The organism is Citrobacter sp. XY323 (assembly GCF_025106035.1).
GTDB classification, from domain to species: Bacteria; Pseudomonadota; Gammaproteobacteria; order Enterobacterales; family Enterobacteriaceae; genus Citrobacter; species Citrobacter braakii.
Map to the genome: position 1 here is coordinate 315,283 of NZ_JANYUK010000002.1, position 15,451 is coordinate 330,733.

The following is a 15,451-nucleotide window of genomic DNA, read 5'->3' on the forward strand; positions in this document are numbered from 1 at the left end:
ACTGAACACAACCTCGCTCTGGCGGGGTTTTTTTACGCCCGGAGAAAGGTAAATGACCGAACAAACATCACGCCTTGCTATTGTTCTGGATAGTTCCGGGGCAAAGAATAATGCCGATAATCTGGCGACGGCGCTGGCTAGAATCACCCAGGCTGGCGAGCAGGCGGAAAGGTCAACAGACAGCCTGAAGCATGAGTTCATTGATTACAACATAGTGCAAAAATCTGTTTCCAAAGAGACGCGGAACCATCGCCAAGAACTGAGTGAGCAACAGAAAGCTCTTGCAAAGCTAAGGGACCAGATTGACCCGGTTAGTGCGGCCTTGGATAAGCTGGATGACAGATATCAGGAACTCAAGAAATACCAGAAGGCTGGGATTCTGCCGGATGACGATTTCGATTATCTGGCATCTAAGCTCCGCGAGACAGAAAAAGCAATCAATGGTGAGGCGCTGGCTGAAAGAGCTGCTGCAAAAGCCAGAGATAAGCAAAGCGCGTCACTTCAGCGTCTTTCCGCTCAGCTTGACCCGATAGGTACGGCATTTAAAAGGCTGGCAGACCAGCAGAAGCAACTCGACAGCGCGAAGGCTTCTGGTATGTTGTCGCCGGAAAGATACGATGTGCTTTCTTCCAGCCTTGCGACTACCCGTAAGCAACTGGAAATCACCCAGGATGCAATGAAGAAGACCGGGGTCACGTCCCGCGCGATGGCGTACCAGATGCGCATGATCCCAGCGCAAATGACCGATATTGTCGTGAGCCTCGCTTCCGGTCAGGCTCCGATGACGGTCTTATTGCAGCAGGGCGGTCAGCTTAAAGATATGTTCGGCGGTATCGGGCCAGCGATTAAAGGAGTTGGCGGATATGTGGCGGGGCTGATTAACCCGTTTACTCTGGCGGCTGCGGCGGTCGGTGTTCTTGGTCTGGCCTATTACAAAGGCTCTAAGGATCAGGATGCGTATAATAAATCCATTATTCTTACAGGTGGCTATGCTGGTAAAACTGCCGGTGAGTTGCAGATAATGGCGAAGTCGCTTTCGACATTTTCAATATCCCAGAGTCAATTTGCTGAAAGTATTGCAAAGGTCGTTGGTACAGGCAGCTTTTCAGGCTCCAGCATTATGATGATAGCCGATACTGCTGAAAAAATGCGGGACTCGGTAGGAGTGTCAGTCGATGACACAATAAAACAGTTCCAGCGCATTCAAGACGACCCAGTAAATGCTGTAAAAGAGCTTGATAAATCGATCCACTTCCTCACCGCTACGCAGTTAGAGCAGATCACCACTCTTGCCGAGCAGGGCAGAAGCCAGGAAGCGGCGAGAATAGCCATGGAAAGCTATTCATCTGCAATGCGAACCCGCTCAGAAGAAATTAAGGCTAGCTTAGGCTCACTGGAAACAGCCTGGAACTGGCTTGGTGACGCAGCAAAAAGCGCATGGGACAAAATGCTGGATATCGGTCGCGTGAAGACGACCAAGCAGCAAATAGATGAAATTGAGCGAAAACTTGTTGAGTTCCAGACGAATCCTGTAAGTAAGGGGCTGTATTTTAATGAGACCGGACTTACCGCTGATGACCTGAGAAATGAACTGAAGAAGCTGAAAGAAATTGATTTTCGCGAAAGCCTGGACAACGCCAGAGAGCAGGCAGATAAAAACGAAGAGGAAAGGAAAAAGCGCGAATTTAATGCGACAAAGAAACTCAACCAGCAATATGAAAACGAGGAAGAGCGTCACCAGCGCACACTGAATGAAATCAGAAATTCAGGGGCAAGTCAGGCGGCAATTGATCAGGCTATCCAGCGTGAAAATGCTCGTTATGAGAAGTCGCTACAGAAGGGAAATCGCGGCAGAAAAGGCAAATCTTACTCCGAAGACGCAGCAACCCGGCTACTCGACCAGATAAACCAGCAAACAGCCGCGATGCAGTCTCAACTGAACGCCGGCGACAAGCTGAACAGCGCTACACAGGCGCGAGTAAAGTTTGAACAACAGATTGCTGACCTCAAGTCTAAAACGCAACTCACCGCCGATCAGAAGTCAATTCTGGCGCGTTCTGAGGAAATCCTTCAGGCGTACAAAAATCAGGAAGCGTTGCAAAATTCGGTTAAGACGCTGGATGACTACCGGAAGATGCAGGAGCAGGTTCTAACAAAGGATGAGCAGACAAATAACCTTCTTAGAGACCGCCTCGAGCTTCTGGAAAAGGCAAAAGCGACCGGGCAATTGATGCTGGGAGAGTATGAACAAACCCGTTCAAATATTCTCGGTAGTACAACTGCACAGCTACCAAGTTCGGTAAAGAAAGTGACTGGCAGTCTTTCGCCTGTGGGGGGCGAGCTATCTGGTTCGTGGGGAGGCATTCAGCAACAATTGCAGGAAATACAGCGAGCGCAAATGGATTTAGATATGTGGCAAGCTGATCAGCTCGCTGCATATCAGCAAATGGATCTGACCACGAAAGAATATGAGCAAAAGATGTATGAGACGCGGAGATTGTATGCCGATCAGACGGCGGCGTTGAGCAATCAGAACTTCCAGATTCAGACCGCAGCCACTCAGTCTATGTTTGATAGTGTGGTTTCAATAGCGCAAACAGGATTTGGTAAGCAGTCAGGGATTTATAAGGCTGCATTTGCTGCAAGCAAGGCATTTGCGATTGCTCAGTCCCTGATTTCTATCCAGCAGGGTATTGCTATGGCAGCAGCCAATCCATTTCCTTACAACATTGCGGCAATGGCGTCTGTTGCAGCAGCTACAGCTAGTATTGTTTCCAATATATCGACAATTTCTGGCGTTGGCTTCGCAACTGGCGGCTATACCGGCCCCGGAGGTAAATACGACCCGGCAGGCATTGTTCACAAGGGCGAGTATGTTTTCGATAAAGCATCAACGAACCGGATCGGGGTGACTCAGCTTGATGCGCTTCGGAATGGTAAACCGCTTGATGCAACGCTCAGTAGGCCGGGATACGGAACGGGCGTTCAGAGTGTCAGCAACAACAACAGCAATACCACCATCATCAGCCCTACAGTCATAGTGCCTCCGATTACTATTAACGGCAACCCATCTGATTCTACCGTTATGCTTGTCCAGCAGGCAGCTGCGAAAGGGGCAAAGCAGGGATATCAGCAGGTGGCTCATGATCTTGCTAATGGGAGAGGTGACGTATTTAAGGCTCTCTCCGGCAAGTACAATGCGGGAAGGAAGATAGGTTGATTGCAGGCAAGGACGCCCCACATTGCCATGTACCCGGCCTGTGATAACATCAGGTTATGTTTACTGTTGGGGATAGGGATATGAAAAAATTATTGTTAGCGGCTTTTGTCGCTTCATTTTTGACTGGATGCGCTAATAATCAAGGGCAGGAAGCTATAACCGGAGTTGATCGTCATAGCGGAAGTAAGACGGTGTTAATGCAGCCACATGGAACTGATTGCAAAAGTATGCAGTGTATAGCAATTGGAGCTTTCTGGGCTGAAAGTGAGAAAGATACCGCCCTTCTCAATATTTCCCTGATGAACACTACTGATTTTGTTAGAAGTGCCTACTTCGAGATAGATGGCAAAAAGTATCAACTGCGTGATGGTGGCGATCTTACTCGTTATGAGCGTCCTTTAGCTAACTACTCAGCATATGCACAGTCCCGCAAGGATTACCTTGTGCCCTTAGACTTAATCAAGAAATTATCAACAGCTAAAAAGGCTTGGATTTTTGTTGAAACTGGTAGTGGCGTGATGTCGGATGCAATCATTGATTCACAAGGTGACAGCAAGGCGTTTTACGCCATGCAAAGATTTCTTAAGCAAATTCCATATTAAAGACGCATAGCCCACTCAGGTGGGCTTTTTAACAATTAGTGCCATTTACTTGATGCCCTCAAGATATCTCTAACTCACCATATCTACTCATACTTCATCGTATCTAATTGCGGGTAAGAGTCCATGACGCTATCCCGCTGCCGGTGATTGAAGAGCATTATTACACGGCAGCAGAGGCTGGACAGAAAATCGGCGTCAGCGCCAATAAAATCGGGCGCATAGCTAACGCGAACAACCTCAAAACTGAGCAGTAGGGCAAATTCTTTCTGGATAAGTCGGCTCACTCCACTAAGCAGGTTGAAGCATTCCGCAATAACACCAACGGCATTGAATCTCTTCGCCATCTGAACCATGGTGCTGATGTTGCCTGACGGATAACAAATTTAGGTCAAGAACCCGCTTAACGGTGGGTTTTTTATGCCCGGAGGAAAAGTGGCAGAAAAATACTACCCCCACGACTATCTCCCTATGCCGCTTCAGGATGGCTATGCATTTCAGCCAGTCAGTCCGTTAATGCGTACCGAAATGACAACCGGCCGTGCCCGCCAGCGCCGGGCATTCATTTCCACGCCAACACAGGCAAATGTGCAGTGGCTTTTTGAAACGGACATTCAGGCCCAGCTATTTGAGGCCTGGTACCGCGAAACGATCACTGACGGTGCTGACTGGTTTTTTATGCGACTACAGACCCCGCTGGGCGTTGAGTTCTATAAATGCCGGTTCACCGATATCTATCAGGGGCCGACGCTGGTCGCCCCGATTTACTGGCAGTTCTCCGCGACGCTGGAGCTATGGACACGTCCTGTTCTTGGCGATGGCTGGGCTGAGTTCCCGGATTACATCATCAACAGCAGCATCATTGATATTGCGCTTAACAGGGAGTGGCCCGAAGCATGACCAGCCCGACTTTAAAACGACTGTACGCCTCTTCCGGTGAAGAGGTCATTATCAAAACCCTACAAATCAACATCGGTGATGATGCTCTGTATCTCTGTGATGGCTATGACGACATAACCGCGACAACGGAAACCGGCGAAGAAGTGACATTTATCGCAAGCACCATCGACGTTGCGTTACCTGCGCGAAACAGCGACGGTACACAGGATCTGCAGTTTGCAGTCTCTAACATTAATGGCGAGGCATCGACATCCGTGCGTAGCGCGCTGGAAAACTTGCGTGGCGCCACAGTAACTTACCGCCAGTTTACCTCTGACGATTTAACCGCTCCCGCCGAACGTCCTTATACCCTGACGGTTAAAAACGGGTACTGGACCGCGACGCAGGCGCAGATTATCGCAGGGTACATGAACGTGTTGGATACAGGCTGGCCCCGCTATCGCTACACACTCCCGTTCTATCCTGGCCTTCGTTACATGAGCTAAGGAGTTTCAATGTTCAATCAAGATAAATACCTTTCAGTCACATGGCTGAAGGGCGGACGCGCTTACCCTGAACTTGACTGTTTCGGCATCGTGAATGAAGTGCGTCGCGATCTGGGGCTTCATGAATGGCCTGATTTTGCCGGAGTGACTAAAGACGATGGTGGCCTTGACCGAGAAGCAAAAAGTTTCTCACTGACTCTTTCCCAATGCGAGCCATGCGCTGGTGCAGGGGTTTATTGCTATTCCGGTTCAACGGTGACGCATGTTGCAGTCGTGGTGGATATCAACGAGCAACTTTATGTTGTGGAATGCAACCCAAAGACCAACGTGACCATCCTTCCATTGCCGCGCTTTATGCGTCGGTTTGTTAAAGTGGAGTTCTGGCAGTGACTATCAGAATTTATCCATCCCGGTTACCCGGCGAGCCGCTGGAAATACATGAACATGGCGCACTGACTCTTCATCAGTGGTTGTCGAGCAACGTTGATAATTATCGTTCAGATATTAAACACCCGATTGCGGTTGAAGTTGATGGCGAAAATATTCCCGCAACGGAATGGTTCGATTATGTCATAGCCCCATCCAGTGAAGTACGTATCTATCCGATCCCTTACGGGCTGGAGGCCGGGACAATTGCGTGGATAGCTGTTGCTATTTCTGCCGCATCCGTTGCATATGCGCTATTTTTTGCACCAGGCGCGGTCGATCCGGGAGGATATTCATCAGGAACAGGCAATTCACTCGATGTAAACCCGGCTAAAGCCAACCAGGCTAAGCTTGGGGAGCCGATTCGTGAGCTGTTCGGACGCCGCCGAATTTACCCCGATTACGTAGTACAGCCGGTAACCCGCTTCAGCCAGGATGATCCGACAGTGATGACCGTTGAAATGTTCGTCGCGCTGGGATTCGGACAATTTTCATTCGGCAAAGGGGATATGCGTGTTGGTGCCACGCCTGTTTCATCGCTGGGTGATAGTTTCGCGTACACCGTTTTTCAGCCCGGCCAGAATGTGGCTGGTGACCGCCGTAGCGAAAACTGGTTTAACTCCACTGAAGTTGGAGGCACCAGCTCTGGCGCCGGGCTGGATATGGCCCAGACGGCGCCGGACAAGGATGATGTTGTTGCGCAGTCACTGACGGTGTCTGGAAACACAATCACGTTTAACGGATTAAGCGCTGACGACGATACTGCAACAAACGAGCTGCCTGATTCGTGGATTGCTGGCGCAACGGTTGAGCTAATCGTACCCGATCAGTTTGTTGTAACCAACGATGGCGCATACAGCCGAATTACCAGTGACAATCTGGCGGAACTCGCCCCTTATGTCGGCATGCCGGTAACGCTCTGGTACAACAGCGTCGACTATAGCCTGTTTATCGCTTCGTATACGCCGCATGCAGACGCGACAGAGGAAGAAGAGGAAGTCACCGCCTCGGTAACGCTGGCTTATGAGAGTGACACCGGTACGCCTTTTACGGGTATTCCAGAGGGGGATATCAGGCTTTCCGTTTCTCACGCTGGATATCAGTACAAAATTTTCGACGTTGACGGCACAAGTGTGACTCTTCAGCGCTTGATTGACGGCGTTGTCAATAACACATGGCCGGGTTTCGTTGCGCGCACCGTGCTTGATTTTGACGCATCTGGCGTTAACCAGAATGATTCCTGGATGGGGCCGTTTCTGGCATGCCCGGATAATGAAACCATCGACATGTTTGAAGTGAATTTCTTCTTCCCGAATGGCATTTGCTGGTACGACAAAAAAGGGAGAAAACAAAACAGAACGGTTCGCTGGGAAGTTCAGTACCGCGTCTATGGCTCTGGTTCTGGATGGTTGAGCAAAACCGGCTCGTATAATACAAAAAATATAAATGGTCTTGGTTTTACTGAGCGCATCACGCTGAGTTCTCCTGGCCTTGTTGAAGTGCGATGTCGACGCACTAACGAGCAGGGACAGGATAACAGCCGCGATAATATGTACTGGCAATCGTTGCGTGGCCGCCTTCTGACCTCGCCGTCATCGTACGCTGGCGTAACGACGATGGGTGTCACGGTGGAAACAGGCGGCAAGCTGGCCGCTCAGTCCGATCGCCGGGTGAACGTGGTAGCGACAAGGATTTACGACACTGGCGCACCAAGAAGCATCTCTGGCGCCCTGTACCACGTTGGTAACTCGTTGGGGCTGGATATGGACACCGACGCCATTGATGCGCTGGAAAGTGCGTACTGGACGCCTGGCAATGAGTTTTTCGATTTCGAGACGACTGACAGCACATCTGCGCTGGAGGTTTTGCAGAAGATAGCCAACGCCGGGAAAAGTTATTTTCTGCTGACGGACGGGCTTGCTTCGGTTGCGCGTGAAGGCGTAAAGCCATGGTCCGGGGTTATCAGTCCGCATGAGATGACTGAAGACCTGCAAACTGCATTCGTTGCTCCCTCCGGTGACGATTATGACGGCGTTGATGTAACGTATATCAACGGAACGACCTGGGCTGAGGAGACGGTACAGTGCCGGACCCCGGATAATCCAACCCCTGTCAAAATCGAAGACTACACTCTTGATGGTGTGCTTGATCGTGATCGCGCGTACCAAATCGGCATGCGCCGGTTGATGAAGTATCAGCAGCAGCGGCTGACCCATACGACATCTACTGAGCTGGACGCACTTTGCTATAACATCGGCGACCGTATCGTGCTGACTGACGATATACCCGGTAGCCAGACGGTCAGCACACTGATTGAGTCGATGGCGTCTGTGGATGGCACAACGACATTCACGGTGACAGAGCGGCTTGACTGGTCGTTTCCAAATCCTCGCGTGCTGATTCGTTATCAGGATGGTTCGGCTTCCTCACTAATGGTGGCGACCAGTGCAGGTGATTACCGGGTTTCCGTACCTTACCTGGCGACGTTCGATGACATGATTCTTGATGATCCCGGCATTGAACCGCCACGCCTGATTTTCTGCGACTCTTCACGAGTGGGCTATAACGCTCTTGTCTCAGAGATAGCCCCGCAATCTGACGGCACATGTCAGATAACGGCGAAACAGTATAAACCCAGCTTCTACGATCACGACAATGCAACATATCCCGGCGATACAGCCTGATTTCACCTACTTAACTATCACCCGCTTCGGCGGGTTTTTTCGTTTATGAGGCTCATATGACGACTTATAACACCGGCAACTCGCTGGGATCTGCTGCTGCAAAAGACCTTAACGATAACGCGCAAAACATGGATTATCTGATGAATGACCAGGTGAATGATCGACGCAATGATCGTCTTGGACATTCCCGTAAAACCTGGCACGGTATGGAGTCAGCTCATGAGAAACAACTTGCCCGCTTTTCTGCTGCCTTTCAGGAATTTCTTGTTAAGTCCGGATATGACTTTCTCGGCGATTACGAGGACGGTCCTCTTACTTTCACTGCACGAAATCAGACAATCCGGTATCAGGGGCAGTTCTGGAGACTGAATACAGCAACGGATGTTCCATTCACGACACGCGGAACGGATGCCATAAGCTGGGCAGAGGATGTTAATCATCTGGTCCTGATGGACGCTGACATGCTGCGTCAGGAACTGGCACTACCGGATGGAGCCTGGCTGGTAGGACTGGGTGATTTGACGCTGGGTGAGATACTGGCTCAGAAAATCTTCATTATTGTCATTACCGGACAGTCGAATGCAGTCGGTGCAAATAGTGGAGGGCCTAATCCGGCAAGCGATAAAATCGTTATCTGGGATGGTGCAACGGGCGACTGGGGAAGCAGTGATTATACCCGTCCACCGCTGTCACGCTCCAGTCCGAACGGGAACGGCGGCAACAACAATATAGCGCTGGCATTTGCACATCGCCTTGTGGATGAGTTTAAGGCAGAAAAGGTGTTCATCATCTATGATGCGGCAGGTGGGCGTTCCATTGAGGACTGGACAGGGGAGGGGGTTAACTCAGTCCGCTACGCAGCGATAAAAGGCAAGGTTGAAGCGGCGCTGGCCTCACCGGAAATTGTCGCCACAGGGAAGACGAGAGTCGATATGGTTGTCTTTGCGCAAGGGGAAGCTAACGGACTGACAGATACCATTACGGATTACCGCAGCAAGCTTGCCACGCTGGACAGGCAGTTTCGTGCTGAAAGCTGGATGTCTGATACCACACCGATGTTTATCATGGGTATGAGCGGATTACACATGCGTTACCAGGTCTGGCAGGCGCAACTGGATTATTGTGAAAACCACAACCGCAACTGCATTTATGTGAACTCTGCAGGACTAAAGACACAATACGACGTTGATGGTGCGGGAGATTACACGCACTGGCTGGGTACATCCCTTTGGGAACATGGCTATTATCGAATCTGGCAAGCACTGCATGAACGCGGGGTCACACACCGCCATACTCTTGCAGCGTTCTCTGCCCGGGGGGCGGGTCCGTGGAGTGGCGAGGCCATCGCGCTGGCAAAATTTTCGAGCCTGGTAAGTGCAGGCTCCACAACGGGTGATTTTCCGGCGAACGGCCCTGCTGCGTCGCACGCGATTCACTGGGGTTATCAATGTACAGCTGCAAATAATGCGCTTGCTGGAGGGTATCAGGTAACGATGGAGTCCGGTGCGAGTTATTCTATAGCATGGGGCCGCCTGAATATGTTTGCTGCTCAGGCGCAAAACTCAGCAGCTTTCGGTTACGGCAATACCATTAATACTCCCTACGCTTTTGCCGGTGGGAGAGGACATACAATCGCAGATCCTTACTGCGCGGCACTTGGCGGATTCTCTGAATACAAAACCTCGCTGGCAGATCCTGTAAGGTTCCAGGTTGGCATCGGTAAGGCTGAGGCTTCGCCAAAAACCGGTTTTGCCGTATTTGAGTCAGGCAGGTCACTGTTCGCGGGTAACATTGATTTTAAAACGGATAATAATTCCTCTGTAGGGACGCCGAGCGCACGCGCGTCAGTTATCTATGCGGGTACTGCTGCAATCAACACCTCTGATATAACGACGAAAAAATCACGTGGAGCGTTAACCGATGCTGAATTACGGGCATGGGCTAAAGTGCCGCCGACAATTTATCAGATACTGGAGTCACTGAATGAAAAAGGTGAGGACGCGCGGCTACATGCAGGGCTGATTGCACAGGATGTTGCTACGGCGTTTGAATCTGAGGGGCTGGATCCGCGCCGTTACGCGTTGTTCTGTGAAGACGAAATATTCGAAGAAGTATTCGAACCTCAAATCAGGACTGTTTCACGTCAGAAGCGTGGGCCGGGAGTTATCAGGGAGTCCGGTATTGTTGACGGCGTAGAAGTTACGGTCGAGCGTAGAGTAGAAGACGCGCTTCAGTACAAGCTTGTTAATGATGAGTTCGTGCCAGAGATTGAAGAAGTGGAAGAGACAGTGATGATTCCGGTTCGAAAGTCAGCAGGGATACGCCTCGGGCTGCGTTATACAGAATGCCTTATTTTTGAAGCTGCTTATCAGCGCTCTGTCAGCACTAAACTGGCGGCGCGCCTTGATGAGCTTACTGTTCCGGCACGTTACGCAGCCAGGTGCGGGAACAGTAATAGCTAAAATCCAACCCGATCAGTATCTATTCCACTTTTCCGACGAACATATCAGGGCCAATCTGCTGGATGTCTATGACACTACCGGGGCGGGGTCAGTCCAAAAATGACTCTGAGGTGTCTGTTAAATCCGTGGCGATTCATCTCCTGTTCATCGTTCAGTTAGCTTTTATCCGTTTCCTCCACTTCTTACGCAGCATACATACTTCGGTGCTGGCCGAAGCGTCATACTTTCGTCGGTAATAAACTGATCGGAAATTAACGACGGAGCTAAATCATGATTGCGGTACTTTTTGAAGCTGACGCCCTGCCAGAGGCACAGGAAAGATATCTTCAGCTTGCTGCCGAACTGAAGCCTTTACTGTCAGACACGCCGGGTTTTATTTCTATTGAGCGCTACCAGAGCCTGAGCGCGCCCGGAAAAATTCTTTCTTTGTCATGGTGGGAAGATGAGGAATCTGTAGCAGGATGGAAGCAAAATGTTATGCACTTGGCAGCACAGAAAGAAGGTAAACAGTCAATTTTTTTATTCTACAGAATACGTGTTGCCAGAGTGTTCCGTGATTACTCTTCTGATAAGGAGGCACATCAGCATGTATGACATTCACGTCATTCTAAGCAATACTCCGGGTTCGCTGCCTCACTTGGCAGTGTGCTGGGCAAAAACGGTGTGCGCCCTGATGGATAGGCGCGCGTGGACAGTCATGGGGAGATTCTTCTTTCATGTCATGGGGCGTTGGCGGAGATGGAGAGAGAGCTTATTGTTGAGCGAACACGGGTTGGCTTAGCTGCTGCGCGCGAAGATGGTCGGATCGGCGGCAGACGGCCAAAGTTAAGCGCAGAAGAGTAGGCTCAGGCTGGAAGGTTGATTGCTGCAGGTGAGTCAAGAAAACGTGTGGCTATAATTTATGATGTCGGGGTGTCCACGCTATACAAAAAATTTCCTGCGCGGTGTTGAGAAGACGCCACGCGTCGTCGTATGCAAGAACGGGCGGCGGCGAACTGGCGAACGTTCGATAGTGCGAGTATTGAATGATTGCCAGTCCGCTTTGAGCGAGGAGCAGACATTGTAACTTTCGCAAGCTGATTTTGAGATAGGATGGCTTTCACTTGGCTGGCATTGTGTAATGCCGTCATAGAATATGCATAATAACTTTCTTCAGCGACTAACTATTCATCATAAAATCGATATTACTGTAGAGGACAGGCGTTTCTGGCCACATTGTCTCTACAAGGAAAAACTGAAAATGAGATTTATAACACTGTTTACATTACTTTTCGCTCTTCCCCTCCATGCCGAAGACCATGATTATGGTCCTCCCATCTCTAGATGCTTGAACAAACATACTATTCCCTATATCAACACGACGATTCCTGCTGAGAATATTGTTAATGATGCTTATAAGGAGTGCGAGGATATCGTTAATGAATGGAATAATGAGCGTGCATCCTTGCCCAAGGAAATGGTAATCAAGCAGAATAAGGAATTTAGGGAGATGTATGTCAGGATGATTGATACCCGCAGGAAAACAGATGTTAACAAAAGATGAAGGCTTTGTTTTACTTCATTTTGTAAAGTAGCGCTCTTAGGGCCAGGTAAAATCTCGCATTAAGCTTTCCTGAAAGGCAGTTTTGAGCGAAGATCGGGCATTTCCTTAAAAGAAAATTTAAATCTAATGTAAAGTAAAACTTAACATTAAATAGACCGGTCAAACTGAATGACTATAATTATTTTAATTTATAAAGTGGCCTGACTAAATATTTTTTTCAAAGCTTCCCTAACAATATACACCTTGGTTGCATCAGAAATTCTACCACCATGTGCTCCTGCCTTTTTGAACAACTCACTGAAAATTTCTTTGATAAGAATTTCATTAACTGCCATTTGAGTTTCTTTATTATATTTATCCATTTCCTGTTGGATTAGTCTTAACATGCTTTCCATTTCAGTAGGTTGCTCATTCATCCATTCAATAAGCGCAGATTCATTAGCAATATCTGGGCTTTCTCTATGGCATTTATTGCATAGCAGAATATAATTTGAGACATCATTACTTCCGCCTAGTGAGTGAGGGATAATATGCGCCCTCTCCAATTTTGAGGATTCGCGGCCACAGCAGACACATACATTGAAATCACACGCATTATCATAGCGCGTATCATCCAAACCTCTTTGAATTCCATTGTCAATCCAGTACTGCCAGATCTTTTTTTTACTTGGTGCGTTTTGTCTAGGAACTACTGCCATATTACTGCTCCTCAAGAATTCAAACAGTTGATTAGAGATCAGCTGACCTGCGCCCTATAGATTAACACACTACGCTGTTAGCAACGTCCGCTCCTGGCACAGAGCTGACGTGCTAACTAGGCCAAAGGTCAGCTGTAGAGCGGAAGCGGACTTAATGGTCTTAACAGCTATATTGGCCTATTTTATAATTTACGGCCTACCCGTTTCTACAATGATTGCGCATGGAATAGTTGTCATTAATTAATTTTTGGATTTTACTTATTCTTTTTCCAGATCTAAAAATGATCATAAATTGCCAAGAAAATATAAATGTCATAAACATAAAAAAGATCAATCCTATTGTTTTAAAAATTATCTCACCGAATTCAATAAATCCTACGCCTCCCATCGAACTTGCCCTATCAATTGATTTCATCATTTCAAGCATAAGATAAACAGATGTAAAGTAGCATATAGATAAAGACGAAAAACAAATGAGCATGCTAATTAACCTACTAGTTAATGTGTTATATGTGTCTGAATACCCCACTACAATACGATTGTTACTCTCTGAGAATTTAAGAATATCAAGTAATTTTCTACCAAATGAAAAAAGCTGGATGATTTCCAATGCATTATTATAATGGAGTAGTTTTTTTAAAATATTGAATGGGATAGGTCTGCTGTTATGTATTCTAGATACACACACTTGGATTATATAAGGAGTTGTTCTCTTATTACTTAGTTCTTTAGAAAGAGTATCAACAATGCCAGTTTTATTCCTATTATTACCATGAATAAAACTCACCCATAATGAAAAAAATGAGATAGCTATAGGGAGAAAGGCAAAAATAAGAGATATTTTCATCAGAAATCCTAAATTTTCAATTAGAAAGTTATGAAATTCGACAAGAGACGCCCAATAATATAACTCTTAACCACAGATAAATGCTATGAAAATTTGTTAATGTCACTGATAATAGGTAGGTTGACAGCAATGACCTGCCCGTCGCTTATTAAAGCAACTAAGTGTGAGCAACTTCCGCTTTTGGCACAGAGTGGACTGTCAGGTTAGGTTTGGCTCTGTGCCATAAGACTGCCAGCTCAGGTCTGAGCTAATACAACTCAAGCGATATGATGGTTCAAGGCGTTTAATCTGAAACCAGCCACATATCAGCCTCTTCAAACATTTCCTGAACAGTACGGCTTATCTGTTCCTTCTCATGCTTGCTGGCGTCAGTGTTGATCGCCGGCAGCGTCATCATCGGTTTAACCCGGACATCAGCATCGGGGAAAATCCGGTGAACCCTCTTGGTCAACTCGCCCAGAATGATATCTTTTGCACCGGGCAGACCATCAAAATTCCTTTTGTCATAAACGAGTTCCACGAACATTGCTTATTGCCTCTTTACTGGATGGATACACAGTATTTATACTGTTTTTTTATCCAGTATTCAAGAAGGGGTTAATGATGCCACGACGTAGCGATATTGAAATAGCCTGGCATGCTTCGATACAGCGAGAACCGAATGGTCGGAAGACTGTCACCACACAGCGGTTTGTCCAGGAACTGGGTAAGGTTAACTGGCACTGGACGCCGAAGCAGGCCAACGATTGGATAGAATGTTATGTGACAACATTCCGCGATGTCTCCACGCAGGAAGGCGAGAACCGAACCTTTCAGCTGTTCAATCCAAACGGAGGACTATAGCCATGGGGTTCCCTTCACCGGCCAGCGATTACGTTGAAACGAGGATCTCACTCGATCAGCAGCTTATCAGCCAGCCAGCAGCGACTTACTTCATGCGGGCATCGCGTTCACATTTCAGGGAAGGGATACTCCAGGGAGCGCTGCTTGTGGTAGATGCGTCACTTACTGCCTGCGATGGTTCACTGCTGATATGTGCAATCGACGGGGAGTTCAGGATCAAGCGATATCGGACTCATCCTCAACCCCATCTGATTAATCTGGAGAGCGGGAGAAGGGAGGCGCTACCAGTAGATGATGACGGTTACGGTTCTGCACCCGCTATATTCGGGGTGATTACTTACATCATTAATGATGCCAGCAATGCGGAGTTTGATGACTGCCCGGTGATGTAGATAGAAACACATCATGGGAAAGAATAATTATGCTCAATTGGTGGTTATTTGACCATTTATGATCTTGGTAAGATTTTAGTTAAAAATATTAGATATCAATCACAAAGATTTAATGACAACCATCTTTGTAATGACTATAAATTTACCCACTCGCTAAGGATATAGCGTATCCAATATGCACTGCTGTGTAATTACGGGGTCTGTTGATGTCAGCAGACACCCGGTTTTTCATCATCAACTACACAGTCACTGTACTGCCAGGCAAATTTAAAAGTTATGGTTGTGTTTCTCCCCAGTTATTCCCCGGAGTATCCCCCGCTCAGAAAACAGACATAAAAAAGCCGTAACAGGC

Annotated in this window: 12 protein-coding genes and 4 pseudogenes; 12 read left to right on the plus strand and 4 right to left on the minus strand. The window is 48.0% G+C overall.

All coding sequences use genetic code 11. The features are described from left to right. The first annotated feature begins 52 nt into the window (after window positions 1–52). The 11 genes and pseudogenes from N0B36_RS05080 (at window position 53) to N0B36_RS05130 (ending at window position 12,319) form a co-directional block, all read left to right on the plus strand. A complete protein-coding gene (locus N0B36_RS05080; RefSeq protein WP_047418019.1) occupies window positions 53–3,220 on the plus strand; it encodes a phage tail length tape measure family protein in 3,168 nt (1,055 codons plus the stop codon). A gap of 80 nt (window positions 3,221–3,300) precedes the next feature. Then, entirely contained in the window at window positions 3,301–3,822 is a 522-nt protein-coding gene (locus tag N0B36_RS05085; RefSeq protein ID WP_131382546.1) for a hypothetical protein, read from the plus strand. Between the two features lie 122 nt (window positions 3,823–3,944). After that, a pseudogene (locus N0B36_RS05090) lies at window positions 3,945–4,193 on the plus strand (phage repressor protein); the annotation flags it as partial. Between the two features lie 61 nt (window positions 4,194–4,254). Next, window positions 4,255–4,719 (plus strand): hypothetical protein, encoded by a 465-nt coding sequence (locus N0B36_RS05095; protein ID WP_047418010.1) that lies wholly within the window; start codon window positions 4,255–4,257, stop codon window positions 4,717–4,719. After that, window positions 4,716–5,204 (plus strand): DUF1833 family protein, encoded by a 489-nt coding sequence (locus tag N0B36_RS05100; RefSeq protein WP_047418008.1) that lies wholly within the window; start codon window positions 4,716–4,718, stop codon window positions 5,202–5,204. Before N0B36_RS05095 ends, N0B36_RS05100 begins: the two co-directional genes overlap by 4 nt. Before the next feature lie 9 nt (window positions 5,205–5,213). After that, window positions 5,214–5,594: a hypothetical protein gene (locus tag N0B36_RS05105; protein WP_047418006.1), complete on the plus strand. Its 381-nt coding sequence runs from the start codon at window positions 5,214–5,216 to the stop codon at window positions 5,592–5,594. Continuing rightward, on the plus strand, window positions 5,591–8,314 hold the full coding sequence (locus tag N0B36_RS05110) for a host specificity factor TipJ family phage tail protein (protein WP_047418004.1): 2,724 nt from the start codon (window positions 5,591–5,593) through the stop codon (window positions 8,312–8,314). Before N0B36_RS05105 ends, N0B36_RS05110 begins: the two co-directional genes overlap by 4 nt. A gap of 56 nt (window positions 8,315–8,370) precedes the next feature. Continuing rightward, window positions 8,371–10,776, plus strand: a complete 2,406-nt coding sequence (locus N0B36_RS05115; protein ID WP_072034388.1) for a sialate O-acetylesterase — start codon at window positions 8,371–8,373, stop codon at window positions 10,774–10,776. A gap of 270 nt (window positions 10,777–11,046) precedes the next feature. Continuing rightward, window positions 11,047–11,370: an antibiotic biosynthesis monooxygenase gene (locus N0B36_RS05120; protein ID WP_047418003.1), complete on the plus strand. Its 324-nt coding sequence runs from the start codon at window positions 11,047–11,049 to the stop codon at window positions 11,368–11,370. Between the two features lie 97 nt (window positions 11,371–11,467). Continuing rightward, window positions 11,468–11,727: pseudogene (locus N0B36_RS05125) on the plus strand (helix-turn-helix domain-containing protein); the annotation flags it as partial. Between the two features lie 289 nt (window positions 11,728–12,016). Beyond that, complete coding sequence (locus N0B36_RS05130) at window positions 12,017–12,319, plus strand: hypothetical protein (RefSeq protein ID WP_052134162.1); 303 nt, start codon at window positions 12,017–12,019, stop codon at window positions 12,317–12,319. A 188-nt stretch (window positions 12,320–12,507) separates the two neighbouring features. Here the strand turns inward: N0B36_RS05130 and N0B36_RS05135 are convergent, their stop codons facing one another. The 4 genes and pseudogenes from N0B36_RS05135 to N0B36_RS05150 form a co-directional block, all read right to left on the minus strand. Continuing rightward, window positions 12,508–13,017 carry an HNH endonuclease gene (locus tag N0B36_RS05135; RefSeq protein WP_052134161.1) on the minus strand — a complete coding sequence of 170 codons (510 nt, stop codon included), beginning with the start codon at window positions 13,015–13,017 and terminating at the stop codon, window positions 12,508–12,510. 196 nt (window positions 13,018–13,213) lie between these two features. Beyond that, the gene (locus N0B36_RS05140) at window positions 13,214–13,864 is read right to left on the minus strand and encodes a hypothetical protein (RefSeq protein WP_101699969.1); all 651 of its coding nucleotides are present in this window, start codon (window positions 13,862–13,864) and stop codon (window positions 13,214–13,216) included. Between the two features lie 283 nt (window positions 13,865–14,147). Further along, window positions 14,148–14,390, minus strand: a complete 243-nt coding sequence (locus N0B36_RS05145; protein WP_003840850.1) for a DinI family protein — start codon at window positions 14,388–14,390, stop codon at window positions 14,148–14,150. 95 nt (window positions 14,391–14,485) lie between these two features. After that, window positions 14,486–14,587: pseudogene (locus tag N0B36_RS05150) on the minus strand (hypothetical protein); the annotation flags it as partial. Between N0B36_RS05150 and N0B36_RS05155 the strand changes: the two are divergent. Continuing rightward, window positions 14,567–15,099: pseudogene (locus N0B36_RS05155) on the plus strand (S24 family peptidase). The pseudogenes N0B36_RS05150 and N0B36_RS05155 sit on opposite strands and share 21 nt — an antisense overlap. The last annotated feature ends 352 nt before the right edge of the window (window positions 15,100–15,451 follow it).

Coding starts and splice junctions, on each gene's coding strand:
- N0B36_RS05115 (WP_072034388.1), top strand. CDS start 8,371: ATGACGACTTATAACACCGGCAACTCGCTGGGATCTGCTGCTGCAAAA.
- N0B36_RS05105 (WP_047418006.1), top strand. CDS start 5,214: ATGTTCAATCAAGATAAATACCTTTCAGTCACATGGCTGAAGGGCGGA.
- N0B36_RS05130 (WP_052134162.1), top strand. CDS start 12,017: ATGAGATTTATAACACTGTTTACATTACTTTTCGCTCTTCCCCTCCAT.
- N0B36_RS05120 (WP_047418003.1), top strand. CDS start 11,047: ATGATTGCGGTACTTTTTGAAGCTGACGCCCTGCCAGAGGCACAGGAA.
- N0B36_RS05140 (WP_101699969.1), bottom strand. CDS start 13,864: ATGAAAATATCTCTTATTTTTGCCTTTCTCCCTATAGCTATCTCATTT.
- N0B36_RS05080 (WP_047418019.1), top strand. CDS start 53: ATGACCGAACAAACATCACGCCTTGCTATTGTTCTGGATAGTTCCGGG.
- N0B36_RS05100 (WP_047418008.1), top strand. CDS start 4,716: ATGACCAGCCCGACTTTAAAACGACTGTACGCCTCTTCCGGTGAAGAG.
- N0B36_RS05085 (WP_131382546.1), top strand. CDS start 3,301: ATGAAAAAATTATTGTTAGCGGCTTTTGTCGCTTCATTTTTGACTGGA.
- N0B36_RS05145 (WP_003840850.1), bottom strand. CDS start 14,390: ATGTTCGTGGAACTCGTTTATGACAAAAGGAATTTTGATGGTCTGCCC.
- N0B36_RS05135 (WP_052134161.1), bottom strand. CDS start 13,017: ATGGCAGTAGTTCCTAGACAAAACGCACCAAGTAAAAAAAAGATCTGG.